Genomic DNA, 18,502 nt, shown 5'->3' with positions numbered 1-18,502 from the left:
TCTGGGAGCGACGTCGATGGCGCTCTTTGCGGATCTGGAGGCGGCAAACGAGGTGACCAGGCGAGGCCGGGCACTGCTCGATAGTCTTCTTGCGTCCCTACGAGAGCGAGGAATGGTGCCAATTGAAGCGGATACCGATGGGGTCTACTTTGCGGTTCCCAGTGAATGGGGTGAAGAGCAAGAACGAGCACTCGTCAGCCAGGTGGGCGCGACGTTGCCCGACGGAGTGAAGCTGGAATACGAAGCGCGCTATGCCGCGATGCTCTCTTATGCGATCAAGAATTATGCGCTCTTGACGTATTCGGGAGAGGTGATCGTGCGAGGGGCGGCCATGCGGTCGAGCCGATCGGAGCCCTATGGGGAGCGGTTTTTGCGCCAGGCATTGCGCTGTGTGATGCAGGGTGACCTGGTTGGAGTGGAGCAACACTATCAGGAAACGCTCCGGGCGCTGCGGACACGCTCACTTCCGGCCTCCGATGTCGCCACCCGTCTTCGGCTCTCGAAAGACGCGCAGACGTATCTCGCCGGTCGTGCGAGGCAGAAAGAAGCGCAATACGAAGCGTTACTGCTCGCGGGGAGAAGGCAGTGGAAGAGCGGCGAGCATGTTCGCTTTTACCGTGCCTCCAATGGTGCTCCGGTGTGGCTGCCCGATGATGTTGATGATATTTCCCCTTTGGAAGACGCTGAAGAAGACAACGGGGAAATGGTGCGAGTGCTCCCTTCCTCTTCTGCGCTTGGGCGTTCTACAGATCTACCAGCCTATGATAGTGACTATTATCAACAGGTATTACTGAATTCCTATGCGGAGCGCCTGCGCGTTGCCCTTGAGCCAGAGGATTTTCGCCAGCTCTTTCGTCTGGATGCGCAAACAAGTTTTTTTGATCGCCCCGTCGAGCAGATGCAGGTACGCTGGATCCGGTACGCGTCAGAGGTGTCTGGCGTGGAGGAACAAGGGTGATGAGACCAGAAGACCGCTTTGCGTGCTGGGTCATCAAACGTACATGTGAGCGGTGGCTGAACGAAGTGCTTCCTGAACCTGGTGTTGGGTGGCCTCGTCATGGTAGAGCTGTCTGGGCCAGAAAAAGCCCTTGAGACCGTCTTGTCCTGGGACAACTATGCATCAGTAAGGCTGAAGAAGGCATTGCGAAGTCAGATGAACCAGAGATGGGTCGGAAAGCAGAAGCAGATGGTGTGTGGTCAGGGGAAGCGTTCCTGCGCGCCGGCGAAGGCGGCAATACATTCGGCAGTATGCATGGCCTTGTCGCGGTCCGTAGGGGGATAGGACTGAGTATCGTGTTTATCCTGGGAAGGGATGAGGATCAAGAGAGAGTAGTAGTCGTGGGCTTGCGAGTGGTAGACTCCCAGCTCGCCATTGAGGCCCTCCCATTCTTTCAGGGCTACCAGCGAGGGATCGCCGAGGATGGCTTGCGTACGCTCTACAGTTGACATGGTACTCCTCCTTTTTCCTCCTCTTTTTTTATATTGTGCCCCAGGCGCTTTATTGACCGGCAGGCGCTGTGACCAGGGTGTCTTTTGCCGCGGGCCAAAGTGACCTTTTGGGGTGGGTGGGGCGTGTTTGTCTGGAGGGGAATGGACCGGTAGCGCCACCGCCCCGCGTGCAAGCGGCTCCCCAGCCCCAGGTGTGTTATTCCAGGTACAGGGGGGAAAAGCGCCAGAGGAATCGCTCATTCATGGCAAGCACGTGCCTCATCTGGGAAGGTTCGCCAATGATGAGCAGGGGCATCATGGCGCCTGTTTGGAAGGTGGAGAGAAGGAGATCGAACTGTTCTCCACTGTTCGTAAGGTGGTGGATATCAGCGATCACCACCAGTTCGGTCTCGCGTTTGAGGAGACGCTTCAAGCGTCTTTCTTTGTTATAGGCGGCTTCTCTCTTATTCCAATCTGGGTCGCCCAAGGCCTGAAGGAGAACTTTTAAGAGCCATGCGGTACCCGTGGGTGTAGGAAAGACTATAAATTCGCCTCTTTTGACACATAAAATCGCCAGTTAATTGAGATTAATTAGAATGATTGTTCTATTCATTTCTGACGCATATCCTTGCCCAAAATCGAAATTGACCCATAAACCTGCCTGAAAAAGTTGCACACAGAAAACCCCGAAGTTTTTTCTACGAATTCCTGTTTCATACCGCAATAGGGCGGGGAATTGCGTCAATATGGCGAGAAAATGCGTCACCACCTTGTTTTTAGACCAAGAATGGGATATACTCGAAGCCTAGGTGTCTAGCATCTTATGTGGTTGGAGCCACATGAGAAGAAGCAGCGCATGAGGACCTTTGCCTTTGAGCAGTGGTATGATCGGCTTCAGTTCAATGATTGACACCTTCAACATTTGACAATTCGCAAAGCTCAGGTACACTTTCTTCATGCATACTAAACGCATCGACTGCTCAGCCATTTTGCGCTGTGGCATCATCAACGAGTACATCTCCATGGATGCTCAAGCCGCGTAGGCGAATACGCCGGGCTTACGCGGCAGGAACAGGCGCTCCGTGATCTGTTTGCTTCCACTGAGCAAACGACAGATTTCGCCGGGCGTTCATCTTCGCTCTGGTTCTTCCTGCTTTGCTTCTTCCCCGAACGTGTTCGCAAGGTGTGAGCACGTCTTTTTCTCCTGTTTGAAGATGGTGCTCGTACCTCGCCACGAGGGAAGGGTATTGTTTTTCAGTAAGGAGTTTTTATGGCTATTGATGCAGCATTCACGCGCTTTCCATCTCTCACCACAAACCGATTACATCTTCGGCAAATCCAACCAGAAGACGCGGAGGCGGTCTTTGCGACGTTTTCTGATGAGGAAGCCATGCAGTTCTCTGGACATGAGCCTCATCGGTCCTTAGATGAGACCCGTCGCTCGATTGAACAAACCCAGACCCGCTACGCTCGGCGCGAAGCGATCCGCTGGGGCATCACGCTCAAAGGTGAGGACAGAGTGATTGGTTCGTGCAGTTTCCATCACTTAGATGCTGGTTTTCATCGTGCTGAAACGGGCTATGAACTCAATCGCGCTTTCTGGAGACAGGGCCTGATGGCCGAAGCCATGTCTGCCATTCTGACCTATGGGTTTACTGAACTGGGCCTGCATCGTGTTGAAGCTATCATCGATATGGCAAATGAACCATCCAAAAAACTGTTGCTGAAACTGGGTTTTACCTATGAAGGAAACCTGCGCCAGCGCTACGCTTTCCGCGACCGTTTCGAGGACGAACACTACTTTGGCCTGCTTCAGGATGAATGGCTCGGATCAGTCTGAACTTTTCTCTCTGCAAAAAGTGAGAGGCTTTTCCGACACATTAATTCGCCAAAATTTCTGATTGACGCATATCTCGGCTCAGACACAGCTTTGGGGATAAGCTGATCATTTAAACGGTTTGCTGGAAGATGCGCGCCTTTCTTTCGGGAAGACGGGCAAACCAGATGCCCTGCTTTGATGATGGCTCTTCCTGATAAAGGCTTGATGAGAACCCGACCTGGATGGTATCCTTTTGTGGAAGAGCCTAGTAGTCTACAGATAGGAACCGTGCAAGCATGTTCTATTGACGCTGTTGGGATCTGATCTCTCTTCAAGGAAGCTTCTGGTTTTCTCCTTTTCTCTTCTCCATTCCCCATGAGTGGACACATGCTGCGCTGTGCGTGCTTCCTCGTGCTCCTCCTCATATCTTTGCACCTTTTGTATCCTTCAACGTTTTTGTAAAGAAAAAAGATGCTCAGATATTCTCTTCTCAGGAGGAGTTTCTATGTCACTTCAGCTTACCCTGCGCTCCGCCCACGATCTTTCAACACGCGAGCGACAAATCATCATTGATGTCTGCACCCAGGCGTATGGAGAGGATTTCACAACTGTGCTCGCCCAGTTCCCTGACGCTCTGCATCTCCTCGCGTACTGGGAAAACAAGCCGGCGAGCCATGCTTGCTGGGTGACGCGTTGGCTTCAGCCAGATGGGCTACCACTTTTACAAACCGCCTATGTCGAGGCCGTAGCAACTGTTCCCGCCTTTCAGGGCAGAGGGATCGGAAGTACTGTGATGCAACGAGTGGCGACGGAAATCCAAGACTATGCGTTAGGAGGGCTGTGTGCCGCCCACGAACATATCGGTTTCTATCAACGTCTCGGTTGGGAGAGGTGGCGTGGGCCAAAGGCGATTCGTACAGTCGAGACGGTATTGTCAACTTGGAGAGACTCCTTCATAGAAAACTGAACAGTGTGATACAATGGCGCCATGAAAAAGAATGTCTCCGCGTCTCCCTACAAAGGCTTCCGCTTCCCGCCGGAAATTATCGGTTATGCTGTCTGGTTGTACTTTCGCTTCCCCCTCAGTTGCGCGTGACGTGGAAGAACTGATGGCCGAGCGTGGCATCGTGCTTACCTATGAAACCATTCGCCAGTGGTGCCTCACATTTGGCCAAACGTATGCCAATGAGTTGAAACGTCGACGCACAAGACCGGGAGACAAGTGGCATCTGGATGAAGTATTTTTGACCATCAATGGAAAGCGAAGCTACCTGTGGAGAGCCGTCGACCAGCACGGCACTGTTCTCGATATCCTCGCACAAAGTCGACGTGACAAACAGGCAGCGAAGAAGTTCTTTCGCAAGTTGCTCAAGGGGCTTGAATACGCGCCGCGAGTGATCATCACCGACAAGCTCGCTAGCTATGGGGCTGCTAAGAAAGAGATTCTACCAAGCGTTGAGCACCGCAAACACAAAGGGTTGAACAACCGAGCGGAAAACTCCCATCAACCGACGCGGCAACGAGAACGAAGCATGCGTCGGTTCACATCTCCTGGACATGCGCAGCGCTTCCTCTCAGCCTTTGGACCGATCTCGGATCACTTCCGTCCCCAACGACATCGTCTCTGTGCTTCAGGCTATCGTGCTCTCATGAAGGAGCGATTTGGGACCTGGAATGATATCACTGCTGGAAACAGGGTTGCATGATGAGGCATCTTTTCCCAGTTCTCACCTGCCATTGTTCTCCTAACAAGCGTTCCCTCAGAATTATGCTCTCCCTCATACAATAACTTGACAATACCCTCTCCATCGGCACTTGCCCTTTCTCGCTCCCGCGATACCCTCCGATAGATAGGGAGAAAAGTCCCTCCTCTCTTGTCAGAGCAAGAGTAAGCAGGTAATATCCGCTTATGGATTCAAATTGGCCGTGACTGGATCTTATGTAGAGAGGGTGATATCCATGCGTAAACGACAGCATACGCGAGAGTTTATTATTTTCTTCCTGGCGGTGTTCATCTGTGTTCTGCTACTTGTCGGGTGTGATATGCCGAGCGCGCGGGCGAAGCAACAGTCTCCAGAACAGAGCAACATGTCCACGCTAGCATCGACGGCGGAAATCGCGCCACCACCGAGTATTACCCCGCGAGACGGTTGGAAGATAGCGTACCAGACCTCAAATGACGCGACGAATCTGCGCAAAGGCAAGAGCCAGAAGCTTGCTCCAATCGACGTTCCCCCCGGTACGGGCTTTCATGTCCTTACACTCTGTACGGGCAATGGCTCAATTGAGGCTACATTAGATGGTAGTGGAGAGGCTGCGACGGCTACTGTACACTCATCGATGACTTGTACGTCTTCTGCTTCCCCTACGCCCAGCGGCGTAACCGTCATGGCAAGCGGGATTACGCAAGCCACGCTCTCGGTAACTATTACAGGGCCGATAAAGTGGGAAGTGGTGGTCGAAGAGCCAGAATAGCGCCAGGCTCAACCATCAACAAACCGGCGTCTCGCTCTTGCCCTTCCTTCAAGAGGCGTGCCAGGCTCCCTCTGCGGCAGATGCTTGCCCTTTTTCGCTCTCACATGCCCGTCTGCTCGCAACCCGCAAAAAAAAAGAGCGGGCCGTCAGGACTCGCTCTTTCGCGCTCATACCATGGATGAAACTCTTTACTCGCGGGGTAATAGCAAGAGGAGTATATAACAACGCTTCTGACAGGGTCTAGCTCCCCAGGACCTATCACGCTCCTCCTGCTCCTCTCTCCCGAAACAACAGCACAACATTTCCGGATGGAAGCTCCTCTGCTCCATCACGTGACCGAGCACCAGATTCAATCGCTCGCTGCAAACGCCTTCGCTCCTACAATATGAGCTCCCTTGTTCCATTCTCGTCAGAAGCATCCTTTTCCTCCCTCTCACGCACCACCAGGACAACAACGCTGAGACAGACGTCATCGCACCTGAGACGGACGACAACGCACGGTGAGAACCGACAGCACTTTCTGCGCAGCAAGAACGCAACAGATCGAGCAGTTTCATTTTTTCAGTTCCCCGTATTTCTGACGCTCAATGCTCAAATCGAGCCGGAAATTTGAGCAGAGCAACCGACCAGATACGGGGCAAATCCGTGAACGAACATCGGTCAGTTCATCCTCTGAACTTGATTTTGCTTCCTGTTGAGGAACTTTTTCAAAAGGCTGAGGCTGATCATGAGATAAGTCACATCACCAGCACAATGAAGTGACGAAGCGTTTCTCCTCCCCAATAGACTGATCCATCATCTGGACGAGAGAAGACTTGACACGCGACAAAAATTGGCCTATAATTTTAACAGATTTTCAGATTTTGTTAAAGTGATAAATATGGGTATTGATGAGAACGAGCGCAAACAAACGATCTTAGACGCAGCCAGCGAACTGCTCCTTTGGCAGGGATATGACAAAACCACTATGAGCGACGTGGCCGATGCCGTGGGCTTAAATCGTGCCCTGATCTATCCCCATTTCAACTCCAAAGATGCATTAGTCGAAGCTCTCATCGTCCGCGAGTTGGAGAGGTACATGGACGAGTGGAACACCTCTCTTGATGCTGATCCTTTGGGGGGGACCGTTGCCAGCATCTATCGCAGTATGGTGCATGTTGTCAAGGGCAACAGCTTGAGGGCGGCGATTCACACCCGAGACGAGCGGACATTCGGGAAATATCTCCGCAAGCCGGGCAATCTCTTCACCCGTTGGCCGCCCACCAGCTTCACCCTTGATTTTCTTCTGGCCATGCAAGAGGTGGGTGTGGTCCGCCAGGATGTCAATATTAAAGCTCTGGCTGTTATCTTGGATGCCCTGACGCCTGCCATTCTGGAGAGGCTTTCTTCTCGTGTGGCAAAATCGCGTGGGGCATCCAGAGATTCGAGCGAGCCAACGTATGACGAGTTGCTTGAAACGATTGCCGAGATGCTTGAACGCATGGTAACGCCTCCTGAGGAAGCCAATCTGGAAGCAGGGAAAGCCGCCCTGCGCCAGGGGCTGGAGCAAACGCGAGTGCGTTTCAGAGCAATCATCAAACAGCAGCAGACTCAATGGAAAGAAGAAGAAGAACGATGAGCGAACAAGCGCCGAGCACTCCAGGAGATGTTGACAGCACTTCTGAACAGGCGAACCTTTTTGTCTTGGCTCTGGATGACGCCTCTGCTTCTCTGGAGCGTGTAGGAGGGAAAGGAGCTTCGTTGGCACGGCTGGCGGCAGCCGGTCTGCCAGTGCCTCCTGGCTTTCATGTGACCACGATTGCCTACCACTCCTTTGTCGCCAGACATGGGCTGCAAGAGCCCATTCTGACAGCCGTCTCGACGATCTCGCCTGATCAGCCCGCGACATTGGAAGCGGCTGCTCAGACAATTGCCACGCTCTTTGCTCAGCACCCCATGCCCGAGGAGGTGGCGCAGGCGATCAGAGATGCCTACTTCCGGCTGGGTGGAGGTGCCCTGCCGGTTGCGGTACGTTCCTCGGCCACCGCTGAAGATTTACCAGAGATGTCGTTTGCCGGCCAGCAGGAGACCTATCTCAACCTGCACGGTGAGCAGATGGTCCTCGACGCGATCAAACGCTGCTGGGCCTCGCTTTGGACCGCGCAGGCGATTGGCTACCGTGCCCGTCACCAGATCGCGCCCGCTGATGTCAGCTTGGCTGTCGTGGTACAGGAACTGGTTCCCGCCGAGGCCGCCGGGATTCTCTTCACCGCCAATCCACTGACTGGGGCACACGATCAGGTGATGATCAACGCCGCCTGGGGATTGGGAGAAGCTCTCGTTGGTGGGCAGGTCACGCCCGATATGCTTCTCATTGACAGAGCTACCCGGACGATCATTCAACAGGAGGTCAGTGAGAAGGAGATGATGACGGTACGCACGCCTGTCGGCACGCGTGAGGAGCCAGTCCCTGCGCAGATGCGCACCCGGACGGTACTCAGCTCGGCTCAGGCGGCTGAACTAGTTCACCTTGGTCTGCGGATCGAGCAACTCTATGGCCAGCCCATGGATATCGAATGGGTCTTCCACGATGGTCGCTTCTCCGTCGTCCAGGCGCGCCCGATTACGGCTCTGCCCGACGCCCCGCAGTCAAGAGCAATGGAGTGGCAGCTTCCCAACCCGAAAGGAAAGTATATCCGTGCTGGCGCCATTGAACTGCTGCCTGATCCGCTTTCGCCGCTCTTCGCGACGCTCGGACTCCCAATCTGGTCCAGAGCCACCGTGGCGCTCGGCAAAGCGCGAGGCATCCCCTACCCGGATGATCCCCTCACGATAATCAACGGCTATGGCTACTTTGATGCGACCTATCCCCCGGCATTGGCGGCAAAAGTGGTCCTGGCCGCGCCACGGTTGCTGGTGATGCTGTTCCGTTCTCTGCGGAGCGCGCGGGCACGCTGGCAACAGGCCCATGCCACCTACAAAGAGGTTGTCAAGCGCTGGCAAGCAGTCGAGGTGGCTCCCGCGCGGGCACATGACCTGCTCTCCGGTACCCACGAGATCGTTGAGGAAGCGGCTCGCTATTACATCACAATCGAGAACGGTGTGGTACCCGGAGCATACCTCAGCGAAGCCCTGTTCACCCAGATCTATACCAGGCTCATCAAGCGCCGCGATGATCCACCAGCGCTGACCTTCTTGCTCGGATTTGAGAGTGAGCCGATACGGGCCGAGCAATCACTCTATGATCTGGCACAATGGGTACGCGAGCAGCCAGCCCTAGCCGCCAGGTTCGCAGAGTTGTCGAGGAGCGAGTTGGCGACCATTGCTACCGGTGGAGAAAAGGAGATCGGTGGCGATGAACACACGTGGAAGGAGTTTCGACACCGTTTTGCGGCCCATCTCTCCCGCTTCGGCGATCTCATGTATGATCTTGACTTCGCCAAAGCGCTGCCTGCAGAGGACCCGGCCCCGTTAGGGGAAGCACTGAAAGGCTTCTTGAGCGGCCAGGCTCCCAATCCTTATGCACGCCAGCACGCCGCAGAGGCCGCACGCGAACAGGCAGCACAACGACTCCTCACACGACTGCATGGCGTGCGCCGGTGGCTGTTCCGGCGCACTCTGCATTGGGCACAAAGCATGACTCCGTTGCGCGAGGATGCGCTGGCCGATACGGGCCTGGGCTGGCTGGTGGTGCGTCGCCTGTTGCACGAGATTGGGCGTCGCCTGGTGGCAAGCCGGGTGATCGCTAACGAGGACGACGTGTTCTGGCTGAGACTTCCCGAATTGCAAGAGGCCGTCATCACTCTGGATGCCGGAAGCACACCGGCAGACGCTCACGCCCTGGTGGCTGAGCGACGTACCCTCTGGCAAAAGGAACGCGCTGTCACTCCGCCCCATTCCCTGCCGATCAAAGGCGGAACTCGTGCCCGGGAAACTGCTGTCACCAAAAAAGGTCCGGGACGTCTCGACCAGACGGAAAGGGCTGTGATCAAGGGCGTAGCCGGCAGTCCCGGATCGGTCACCGGCTCGGCGCGAGTGATTCACGGTCCCGACGAGTTTGACCAGATGCGCCAGGGCGATGTGCTGGTGGCAAGGGTCACGACGCCCGCGTGGACGCCGCTGTTCGCCCTTGCCTCGGCCATTGTGACTGACGTAGGTGGTCCACTCAGCCATAGTTCGATTGTGGCCCGCGAATACCACATTCCTGCCGTCCTTGGCACGGGTATCGCCACCCAACGGCTCCAGAGTGGCCAGACCATCACCGTGGATGGCAATGCAGGAGAGGTAAGGCTCTCCGCCCGTTGAGAGACATTGCTCTCCCATTAGGCTGGAATGGCATGACAGGCTCTATCCATGAGGAACAGGAGGAAAGAAGACGAGATGATACTGTGCCAAACGAACAATCGATGCTGCAGGAAGCGCAACGCCACGCGATTTCCAAACACAATACACTACACGAGAATCGTTTGCTCATTCGAGCAGAACGAGAGCAACAGAAAAGGAAAAAGCTGATGGAACAGGCAACTCAGCCAGAAGTCATTCCAGTTTGGCCTGAAGGTGCTCCCGGAACGCACACCAGTGGGCAGTATGGACAGGAAACGGTAGCCCCACACCTCAACAATCTCCGGTTCGTGCGTAATGTCGTGCAACCGACCCTGACCGCGTATCTTCCCGATCCCTCTCGCGCCACGGGAACCGCCGTCATTGTGTGCCCCGGTGGCAGCTTCCTCGTCCTCACCATTGATCCTCAGGGGATCAACATTGCGCGGTGGCTCAATGCACGCGGGGCGACAGCATTTGTGCTCAACTATCGGCTCTTGCCGACGCCAGCCCGTGACGAAGATTACCTCCAGCAATCGATACATCCCGATCCCGAGATCATGTCGCGGATCAAGACATTTGCCCCACAGGGAGTGATGGATGGGAAACAGGCGCTGAGAGTGGTGCGGGAGCGTGCTTCTCAGTGGCGGATCAACCCGGAGCGCATTGGCATCATGGGGTTCTCGGCGGGCGGGATTATCACCATCGGCGTTGCTACCCAGTACGAAGCGGAGAGCCGCCCGAATTTTGCCGCACCGATCGGCGGTTCTCTCTGGCAAGAACTCGTCGTGCCCGCCGATGCGCCTCCGTTGTTCCTCGTTGTGACCGATGACGATGAGGATCAAGAGGTACCAGATGGCAATATCGCGCTGTACCATGCATGGAGAGCGGCAGGCCGTTCAGCCGAACTGCATATCTACTCCAAAGGTGGTCACGGCTTCGCTGTCGCACCACAGGGTCTGCCATGTGATTCCTGGATTGAACGGTTTGGCGACTGGCTCGCCGTCCAGGGCCTTTTGGAGTGACACACCTTTGTCTCTCCGTTTGTCACCCGGAAAGAGAGGCATCATGGACGTTCAGCCACGCTCGTTTTTGGCAGAGTAGCCTGACAGGCGAACACTGCGCGAAGAGCACCTGCTCGATGCCGCTGCCGCGAGGCTTTTGCTTTGGGGCTATCGCAAAAGGAAGTGTCTGGAAGATCTTGCTGTTTTAGTGGGATATGCCTTTTTTGTCAAGACTTTAGATCGGCTCAATAGGAAAGACGGGAATGATGAAAAAGAGGGTATTGTCAACTTGCGGAAAAGCTGGCATACTGAATTTCATGAATACATCAACACCTGCTCCATCTGCTCTCCTTTACAAAGGTTTTCGCTTTCCACCTGAAATTATCAGCCACGGTGTCTGGCTCTATTTTCGCTTTTCGCTCAGTTTTCGTGATGTGGAAGAGATTCTGGCGCAACGTGGGATCGTCGTCACCTACGAGACCGTGCGACAATGGTACCTCAAATTTGGGCAAATGTATGCCAACGAGTTGCGTCGTCGTCCTCGTTGTGGCGACAAGTGACACATGGATGAAATGGCTCTCACCATTCGTGGCAAGAAGCACTACCTCTGGCGAGCAGTGGATCAGGATGGCAATGCGCTCGATATACTTGTGCAAAGCCGACGCAACAAAAAAGGGGCGAAACGCTTCTTCCGTAAACTGCTGAAAGGACTCCAATACGTCCCTCGTGTCATCATCACTGATAAGCTCAGAAGCTATGGTGCGGCGAAACGCGAGATCATGCCAGGCGTCGAGCATCGCCAGCACAAAGGCTTGAACAATCGAGCTGAGAACTCGCACCAACCGACCAGACAACTGAACGTACTATGCGTCGCTTCCGCGTCGGCTGGCCACGCCCAACGTTTCCTCTCAGCTTTTGGCCCCATCTCCGACCATTTTCGACCGCAACACATCGTCTCAAAGCCGCAGAGTATCGCGTATTGATACAAGCGCGACGTACAACCTGGAACGAATTGACCCACGCAAAACAAGCTGCATAACCACGATCGCCTTCCCTCCATCTCCTTGCCTCCTTCCTCGTCTCCCATTTTTACAATTTCTATTTGTCACAAGCAATTAAGTTGACAGTACCAGCCAAACAGTCAAAGGAGTGATCGCGATTGATGGCAAAACGCTGCGCCGCTCGCACGATCAAGCAGCAGGCAAAAAAGCACTGCACCTGGTATTGTCAAGTTATTGTATGAGGGAGAGCATAATTCTGAGGGAACGCTTGTTAGGAGAACAATGGCAGGTGAGAACTGGGAAAAGATGCCTCATCATGCAACCCTGTTTCCAGCAGTGATATCATTCCAGGTCCCAAATCGCTCCTTCATGAGAGCACGATAGCCTGAAGCACAGAGACGATGTCGTTGGGGACGGAAGTGATCCGAGATCGGTCCAAAGGCTGAGAGGAAGCGCTGCGCATGTCCAGGAGATGTGAACCGACGCATGCTTCGTTCTCGTTGCCGCGTCGGTTGATGGGAGTTTTCCGCTCGGTTGTTCAACCCTTTGTGTTTGCGGTGCTCAACGCTTGGTAGAATCTCTTTCTTAGCAGCCCCATAGCTAGCGAGCTTGTCGGTGATGATCACTCGCGGCGCGTATTCAAGCCCCTTGAGCAACTTGCGAAAGAACTTCTTCGCTGCCTGTTTGTCACGTCGACTTTGTGCGAGGATATCGAGAACAGTGCCGTGCTGGTCGACGGCTCTCCACAGGTAGCTTCGCTTTCCATTGATGGTCAAAAATACTTCATCCAGATGCCACTTGTCTCCCGGTCTTGTGCGTCGACGTTTCAACTCATTGGCATACGTTTGGCCAAATGTGAGGCACCACTGGCGAATGGTTTCATAGGTAAGCACGATGCCACGCTCGGCCATCAGTTCTTCCACGTCACGCGCAACTGAGGGGGAAGCGAAAGTACAACCAGACAGCATAACCGATAATTTCCGGCGGGAAGCGGAAGCCTTTGTAGGGAGACGCGGAGACATTCTTTTTCATGGCGCCATTGTATCACACTGTTCAGTTTTCTATGAAGGAGTCTCTCCAAGTTGACAATACCTCATACACAACTTTGGTGAAACGGTGTTTGCTTGCTTTTTCTCCAGTTGAGAGGGGGAGGGGAAATTCGCCATAGCTCGCCTGACTCCATACCTTTTCGTGGAACTTGGCCATTTGAGAGGCGCTCTGCCCACTTGCTCAGGTGGAGTGCCCCTCAAAGGACAAGGGATGCTTACTTAGGGGTGAGAGTCAGAACTGGGTGCATCATGCGTGTATCCGTCTTTGACTCCTTCCAGGAAGTTCTTGAGAGCTTCATCAGGGTGCTCTGCATAAAGAGAGATATTGCGAATCCATGTGCCGTACCGTTGACCCAGCTTCGTCCAGTAGCTAGCGGGCAAGTCCAGAGGAATAAGCCCTTCTTTTAAAAAAGCAGACAGTTCTTCCTTGACGAAAGGGAACCCTGGTCCCTTTGGCAGATCCCACTTGGATGGTTCGTCGAATGGTCGGGCACTTTCATCAACGGCATATCCACCTGCCACCACATATCCTTCATACTCTTTTCCCCGCAATCTATAGACATGGTATCGTGAAGGCAGCGAACCACCTAATAACTGGCAAACGCTGTCAACCTGTTCTGGAAGAGCGAGATCCATCGTCAACCCCATGAAGTCTGCGGGAAGTTGCAGATAGGCAACCGACCAAAAGAGCACATCAATGCGGGGTAGAGGGCATGTGTCCCCAGAACTCGGAGACATAGAGGGGTTAGCCAGAAAGAGTAATTGATTGAATGTGGGAGTGTAGCTCCACAGTTCAAAGTATCGCTGCGGGTAGTCGATGAGAGCAGCCATGGTTTCTCCTCCTGTGATGCTGGTGGTGCGCACGTCACAACAGCAGAGAGCCTGGGAACAGTCCTCTGCAGCAGCCGGTTGTCCCCTATGATAGCGGAGGTGCTGGTCAAAAACACCGTCCCTTTGGGCGATGCTTTTTCCTTCATTTTCAGGTATTCTTTTTAGAAAGCGTAAAGCATGCGCTGGCGGAGCAAGGGGAAGCTGGCGCGACCATATCCCTAGCGCTTGATCAGCTTGAGCTTGTTCACGAAGCCTTCCACCTGTCCATTTAAACGAACTGTCAACTACACCTGATACCATGAATGGTGAACATTGCTTTACCATTACCCATCCCTTCCATCCCCTCTGCGGCCATAGCTTTCCCCTGCTCTCGCAAAGCCGAGCCTGGGGAGAGGAGCGCGTCTTCTTTGCTGATCCGCAGACCCATCAGATCCGCTCGTTGCCCCTGGCCTGGACGAGTCTTGCTCCTCCTGATCCCTTTCTGGTTATTGCAGCTGGGAAAACAGTGCTTCGTTTTGAAGACATAGGCCCTCTCAACCAGATGCTCGACATTCTCCCGGCACACCAGAAGGAGGATCAGTAAGATGAGGCAGCAGGTTACCGCTCATCACCTTCATCGTCTGGCATGTCTGTATGTGCGGCAAAGTACGCTCCAACAAGTCTTTGAGAATACGGAAAGTACTGCTCGCCAGTATGCGCTCCGTGAACGTGCGCTGGCACTTGGGTGGAGCGAGGAGCGCATCGTGGTGATCGACCAAGATCTGGGCTATTCGGGTGCCTCAACAGTTGACCGTCTGGGTTTCCAGCGCCTGGTGGCCGAAGTCGGCCTCGGACAAGTTGGGCTCGTCTTAGGACTGGAGGTCTCTCGGCTCGCGCGTAACTCCAGCGATTGGCATCATCTGTTGGAAATTTGCGCGCTCACCCACACCTTGATCCTGGATGAAGAGGGGTATTGTCAACTCAAACAAAATTGTAGAGCTTATGTACGAGAAACAGGCCTCAAAGTGGGGATTGCACCCATGTTCTGACAGTGTTTTCTGGAACATCTTGGCGAAAATAGCATCGATGTGGGGAAAGCTCATCAGCAAAAATATTTAAGTTGACAATACCATCAGAAAGAGGACAGATTTTCCAGAGGTTATCTCAATTCTGACGGAACCCCCACATCTTAGGCAGATCGAGGTCATTCGAAGCGCCTTCTGGCCTACCCCAAGGGAGATTGAGCAAGCCAGGCGGATTATCAGAACATTTCAGGAAACATGGCCTGCTAATCGAGCAACCATACAGATCGATTGGACATTTATCGATGCTCCTGTCGTACGCCAGGCTCAGCAGCTATTACATATGGCAGGAGAAGTACCTCTCTAGCTGGAGCACCATTAAAAGTCCCCTTGACAGCTTGGTAATTGTAATGTTATATACTTCAATAATTGCAATATATGGAATCTAATTTCACATAGTGGAATTTCTTCGCACAAGGTGGTATGCATGACAAGCGAGCGCGAAACAAACGTGGGTGTCCTTGACAAAATCATGGCCATCCTGCATGCGTTCACACACGGCGACACCACATTATCCTTGCAAGAGATTGCCTCTCGAACCGATCTTCCCTTGCCAACGGTCTATCGCCTGGCACAGGCCTTGAGTGAGCACGGCATGTTGGAGAAAGAAAGCCGCTCTTTTCGCCTTGGGATTACCTTGATGCATTTAGGGGCTCTGGTAACTGAGGGCATTGACATGCGGCGGCAACTCTTGCCCCTTTTGAAATGGCTCAATGCACATACAGAAGAGAATGCTGAACTGCATATACGGCGTGGAGAGATGCGTGTCGCTATCGAGGTCGTGAGTAGCTCGAAGCTGTTACGCCCTATCGTTGATATCGGTGCTCCTATGCCACTTCACCTGGGCGCGGGGGGGAAGATCCTGCTGGCCTGGTTACCAGCAGCGGAGCAGGAAGCACTCGTCAGGGCAAGCTCTGCACATTTCAGTCCTGGTCAGCCGTTTGATTTTCAGACATTGCGCGCACAGTTAGAGCAGGTGCGCGCGACTGGTTGGGTAGCAAGTGAGAGTGAGCGCACGCTGGGCGCTGCATCCATCGCTGCACCTATCTTTGATGCCGCCAGCGCAGTGCGAGGAGCCATCTGCCTGGTTGCTCCTGCGGTACGCTTGCCAGAGGAGCAGCGGCAAAAATTCACCCCGCTTGTGCGTGAGGCTGCGGCGCGTGCATCCCGCATCTTAGGTTACAAAGAGATGGACTATAAGGGCACGCACCCCTCCCCGGATGAGATGTTTTCCGAGTAGTAGACGAAGGAGACTTGCATAGCATGAGCGATCATCAAACAATACCATTTCCTGGTGAGGAAAAGACCGGGGGGCAGAACATTCGTCCACTTCATGGTATTCGTGTGCTGGAGCTCGGTTCCCTGGTTGCAGCACCCATGGCGGCGCGTATTCTGGCAGATTTTGGGGCCGAGGTCATCAAGGTGGAACAACCAGGGCGGGGTGACGAACTGCGTACCTGGGGGACGATGATACCCACGCAGATGGGGCAGATCTCCGCCTGGTGGCTCTCGCAGGCGCGCAATAAGCGGCTGATTACGCTCAATCTGCGCGAGAAGGCTGGACAAGACCTGGTACTCAAGCTGGTAGAACAGTGCGATCTTGTGATCGAGAACTTCCGCCCTGGTCGTCTGGAGGGCTGGAATCTGGGGTATGAGCGTCTGCGTGAGGTGAATCCGCGTGTCATCCTGGTGCGCATTTCGGGCTTCGGGCAGACCGGACCCTATAGCGAACGTGCTGGCTATGGCAACATCAGCGAAGCGATGGGAGGCATCCGCTACGTTACAGGCTTTCCCGATAGGCCACCAGTCCGTATGGGGGTCAGTCTTGGCGATGAACTCGCAGCAATGCAAGCGGCGATGGGGGCGTTGCTTGCACTCCAGGCACGCGAACGTACTGGCCTGGGGCAGGTGGTGGATGTAGCGATTACAGAAGCTGTTTTTGCACTGACAGAAAGCATGCTGGCAGAGTATATGCATGCTAATGTAGTGCGAGAACGCTCCGGGAATGATCTGCTTCATGCGGCACCGTCAAATACCTACCAGACGAGCGATGATGGCTGGTTAGCTATTGGTGGCAATGGAGACAATGTCTTTCGCCGCCTCGCCAGGGCTATTGGACAGGCGCACCTTGCTGAAGATAAGCGCTTTCAGGATAACCAGGGGCGCATACACCATCGCCAAGAACTTGATGAGATAATCAGTGCATGGACGAGGACGCAAACGCTCGTAGAGGCACAGGCGATCCTGGATGAGGCGGGTGTCCCTGCCGGACCGGTTATGAGCATTGCCGATATTGCAGCCAACTCTCACTACCAGGCGCGCGGCATGATTTCACAAGTTTCTGACATGCGTATGCCAGGCCATATAGCCTTCATGCCAGGAATTGTGCCGCACCTCAGCGAGACGCCTGGTGCTATTAGCCATAGTGGAGGAGAACTGGGGGTGGATAATGCCTGTATCTACAGGGATCTTTTAGGGCTCGATGAGACGGAATTGAATCGCTTTATCGGGGAAGGAGTGATCTAATTTATGGCGCACAATAGTTCATTTCAGCCGGAACATCTCCCACTGGCACACTGGCCACAGCAAGTAACAGTGGTTGATGTCACACCACGCGATGGCTTGCAGGATGCCGAACGCTTCGTCTCAACTGAGGAGAAGCTGCACTTTATCTCCGCTCTTATCGCTGCAGGCGTTCGCCATATTGAGGTGACTTCCTTTGTTCATCCAAAATGGATTCCTCAGTTGGCCGACGCCGATGATGTGACCATGCGCCTGCCACGACATGCCGATGTCGTCTACAGTGCGCTCATTCCCAACATGCGAGGCTACCAACGGGCGCATGCAGCCGGCATTGCGGAGGTCGCCCTGGTCGTCTCGGCCAGCGAAGCGCACAACCGGGCAAATCTCAACTGCTCAATCAGCGACTCGCTGGCTCAACTTGCCGAGGTCGCGGCTCAGGCCCGTGCGGATGGCGTGGTGGTGCGAGGCGCGGTCTCGACTGCGTTTGGTTGTCCCTTTGAGGGTACTATTGCATCTGAGCCGGTGCTCTCTGTCGTCAACGCTTATGCTGCTATGGGTGTGTCACAGATTGCGCTGGCCGATACCATTGGTGTCGGGAATCCGCGCCAGGTCTACGAGTTGTTCACCCTGGTACGAAAGGAGGTATCGCCACAGATCGCGCTCTCTGCGCACTTTCATGATCGTGGAGGGTATGGTCTGGTCAATGTTTTCGCTGCCCTTCAGGCGGGAATTACCAGCTTTGAAGCGGCTATTGGCGGACTTGGAGGCTGCCCCTATGCCCCTGGTGCTCCGGGTAATCTCTCAACCGAGACGTTAGTAGAGTTTCTGCAAACGATGGGCCTCTCTACAGATATCTCGTCCGCCGGGCTGGCCCAGGCGCGCAACCAGCTTATGTCGGCCATCGCGCAGGGAGAATCCGTTTCTATGGCCCATTCACTACGCAAGAGCTAGCTTGTTATCTGCCATTCTATCTGGTCATGCACAAACGTGCTCGTTAGAAAGATCTGACGAA

At 54.3% G+C, this 18,502-nt stretch carries 14 protein-coding genes and 4 pseudogenes; 14 read left to right on the top strand and 4 right to left on the bottom strand.

Translation table 11 applies throughout. The annotated features are described in order from the left end of the window. Positions 1-16 precede the first annotated feature (16 nt). Positions 17-958: a hypothetical protein gene (locus JMJ16_RS50120; protein ID WP_236602108.1), complete on the top strand. Its 942-nt coding sequence runs from the start codon at positions 17-19 to the stop codon at positions 956-958. Between the two features lie 239 nt (positions 959-1,197). On the opposite strand, the gene JMJ16_RS50115 is transcribed toward JMJ16_RS50120, so the two are convergent. Together JMJ16_RS50115 and JMJ16_RS50110 are read right to left on the bottom strand one after the other, a co-directional pair. Then, the gene (locus JMJ16_RS50115) at positions 1,198-1,449 is read right to left on the bottom strand and encodes a hypothetical protein (protein WP_201393895.1); all 252 of its coding nucleotides are present in this window, start codon (positions 1,447-1,449) and stop codon (positions 1,198-1,200) included. Between the two features lie 196 nt (positions 1,450-1,645). Beyond that, a complete protein-coding gene (locus tag JMJ16_RS50110) occupies positions 1,646-1,861 on the bottom strand; it encodes a hypothetical protein (protein ID WP_201393893.1) in 216 nt (71 codons plus the stop codon). Between the two features lie 837 nt (positions 1,862-2,698). On the opposite strand from JMJ16_RS50110, the gene JMJ16_RS50105 reads away from it, so the two are divergent. The 8 genes and pseudogenes from JMJ16_RS50105 to JMJ16_RS50070 all read left to right on the top strand — a co-directional run bounded on the left by JMJ16_RS50105 (position 2,699) and on the right by JMJ16_RS50070 (position 12,064). Next, on the top strand, positions 2,699-3,268 hold the full coding sequence (locus tag JMJ16_RS50105) for a GNAT family N-acetyltransferase (RefSeq protein ID WP_201393891.1): 570 nt from the start codon (positions 2,699-2,701) through the stop codon (positions 3,266-3,268). Positions 3,269-3,752: 484 nt separating this feature from the next. Further along, complete coding sequence (locus JMJ16_RS50100) at positions 3,753-4,214, top strand: GNAT family N-acetyltransferase (protein ID WP_201393889.1); 462 nt, start codon at positions 3,753-3,755, stop codon at positions 4,212-4,214. 21 nt (positions 4,215-4,235) lie between these two features. Next, a pseudogene (locus tag JMJ16_RS50095) lies at positions 4,236-4,953 on the top strand (IS6 family transposase). 253 nt (positions 4,954-5,206) lie between these two features. Continuing rightward, entirely contained in the window at positions 5,207-5,722 is a 516-nt protein-coding gene (locus tag JMJ16_RS50090) for a hypothetical protein (protein ID WP_201393880.1), read from the top strand. Positions 5,723-6,602: 880 nt separating this feature from the next. Continuing rightward, on the top strand, positions 6,603-7,340 hold the full coding sequence (locus JMJ16_RS50085; protein ID WP_201393878.1) for a TetR/AcrR family transcriptional regulator: 738 nt from the start codon (positions 6,603-6,605) through the stop codon (positions 7,338-7,340). Next, positions 7,337-10,006, top strand: coding sequence for a PEP/pyruvate-binding domain-containing protein (locus tag JMJ16_RS50080; RefSeq protein ID WP_201393876.1), 2,670 nt, complete (start codon positions 7,337-7,339; stop codon positions 10,004-10,006). The genes JMJ16_RS50085 and JMJ16_RS50080 overlap by 4 nt, the downstream gene beginning before the upstream one ends. A 206-nt stretch (positions 10,007-10,212) precedes the next feature. Beyond that, positions 10,213-11,046 (top strand): alpha/beta hydrolase, encoded by an 834-nt coding sequence (locus JMJ16_RS50075; protein WP_201393874.1) that lies wholly within the window; start codon positions 10,213-10,215, stop codon positions 11,044-11,046. 296 nt (positions 11,047-11,342) lie between these two features. Then, positions 11,343-12,064: pseudogene (locus tag JMJ16_RS50070) on the top strand (IS6 family transposase). A 276-nt stretch (positions 12,065-12,340) separates the two neighbouring features. Here JMJ16_RS50070 and JMJ16_RS50065 read toward each other — a convergent pair. Further along, positions 12,341-13,058, bottom strand: a pseudogene (locus JMJ16_RS50065) (IS6 family transposase). A 236-nt stretch (positions 13,059-13,294) separates the two neighbouring features. Next, positions 13,295-14,206 (bottom strand): hypothetical protein, encoded by a 912-nt coding sequence (locus JMJ16_RS50060; RefSeq protein ID WP_201393872.1) that lies wholly within the window; start codon positions 14,204-14,206, stop codon positions 13,295-13,297. On the opposite strand from JMJ16_RS50060, the gene JMJ16_RS50055 reads away from it, so the two are divergent. From JMJ16_RS50055 to JMJ16_RS50035, 5 genes and pseudogenes are all read left to right on the top strand, one after another. Continuing rightward, entirely contained in the window at positions 14,205-14,489 is a 285-nt protein-coding gene (locus tag JMJ16_RS50055; protein WP_201393870.1) for a DUF5372 family protein, read from the top strand. The two genes, JMJ16_RS50060 and JMJ16_RS50055, sit on opposite strands and share 2 nt — an antisense overlap. Before the next feature lies 1 nt (position 14,490). Beyond that, a pseudogene (locus JMJ16_RS50050) lies at positions 14,491-14,856 on the top strand (recombinase family protein); the annotation flags it as partial. 538 nt (positions 14,857-15,394) lie between these two features. Continuing rightward, complete coding sequence (locus tag JMJ16_RS50045) at positions 15,395-16,207, top strand: IclR family transcriptional regulator (RefSeq protein ID WP_201393866.1); 813 nt, start codon at positions 15,395-15,397, stop codon at positions 16,205-16,207. Between the two features lie 23 nt (positions 16,208-16,230). Then, positions 16,231-17,493 carry a CaiB/BaiF CoA-transferase family protein gene (locus tag JMJ16_RS50040; protein WP_201393864.1) on the top strand — a complete coding sequence of 421 codons (1,263 nt, stop codon included), beginning with the start codon at positions 16,231-16,233 and terminating at the stop codon, positions 17,491-17,493. Positions 17,494-17,496: 3 nt separating this feature from the next. Further along, positions 17,497-18,441 carry a hydroxymethylglutaryl-CoA lyase gene (locus JMJ16_RS50035; protein WP_201393862.1) on the top strand — a complete coding sequence of 315 codons (945 nt, stop codon included), beginning with the start codon at positions 17,497-17,499 and terminating at the stop codon, positions 18,439-18,441. Positions 18,442-18,502 lie beyond the last annotated feature (61 nt).

Source organism: Ktedonobacter sp. SOSP1-52 (genome assembly GCF_016587395.1).
The sequence above is the reverse complement of the archived record's forward strand: the minus strand, read 5'-3'. Positions and strand labels throughout refer to the sequence as shown.

Bases quoted from the DNA above. Each gene is read 5' to 3' on its own strand.
- JMJ16_RS50055 (WP_201393870.1), top strand. From the start codon at position 14,205: ATGAATGGTGAACATTGCTTTACCATTACCCATCCCTTCCATCCCCTC.
- JMJ16_RS50085 (WP_201393878.1), top strand. From the start codon at position 6,603: ATGGGTATTGATGAGAACGAGCGCAAACAAACGATCTTAGACGCAGCC.
- JMJ16_RS50115 (WP_201393895.1), bottom strand. From the start codon at position 1,449: ATGTCAACTGTAGAGCGTACGCAAGCCATCCTCGGCGATCCCTCGCTG.
- JMJ16_RS50040 (WP_201393864.1), top strand. From the start codon at position 16,231: ATGAGCGATCATCAAACAATACCATTTCCTGGTGAGGAAAAGACCGGG.
- JMJ16_RS50120 (WP_236602108.1), top strand. From the start codon at position 17: ATGGCGCTCTTTGCGGATCTGGAGGCGGCAAACGAGGTGACCAGGCGA.
- JMJ16_RS50075 (WP_201393874.1), top strand. From the start codon at position 10,213: ATGGAACAGGCAACTCAGCCAGAAGTCATTCCAGTTTGGCCTGAAGGT.
- JMJ16_RS50100 (WP_201393889.1), top strand. From the start codon at position 3,753: ATGTCACTTCAGCTTACCCTGCGCTCCGCCCACGATCTTTCAACACGC.
- JMJ16_RS50060 (WP_201393872.1), bottom strand. From the start codon at position 14,206: ATGGTATCAGGTGTAGTTGACAGTTCGTTTAAATGGACAGGTGGAAGG.
- JMJ16_RS50080 (WP_201393876.1), top strand. From the start codon at position 7,337: ATGAGCGAACAAGCGCCGAGCACTCCAGGAGATGTTGACAGCACTTCT.
- JMJ16_RS50035 (WP_201393862.1), top strand. From the start codon at position 17,497: ATGGCGCACAATAGTTCATTTCAGCCGGAACATCTCCCACTGGCACAC.
- JMJ16_RS50090 (WP_201393880.1), top strand. From the start codon at position 5,207: ATGCGTAAACGACAGCATACGCGAGAGTTTATTATTTTCTTCCTGGCG.
- JMJ16_RS50105 (WP_201393891.1), top strand. From the start codon at position 2,699: ATGGCTATTGATGCAGCATTCACGCGCTTTCCATCTCTCACCACAAAC.
- JMJ16_RS50045 (WP_201393866.1), top strand. From the start codon at position 15,395: ATGACAAGCGAGCGCGAAACAAACGTGGGTGTCCTTGACAAAATCATG.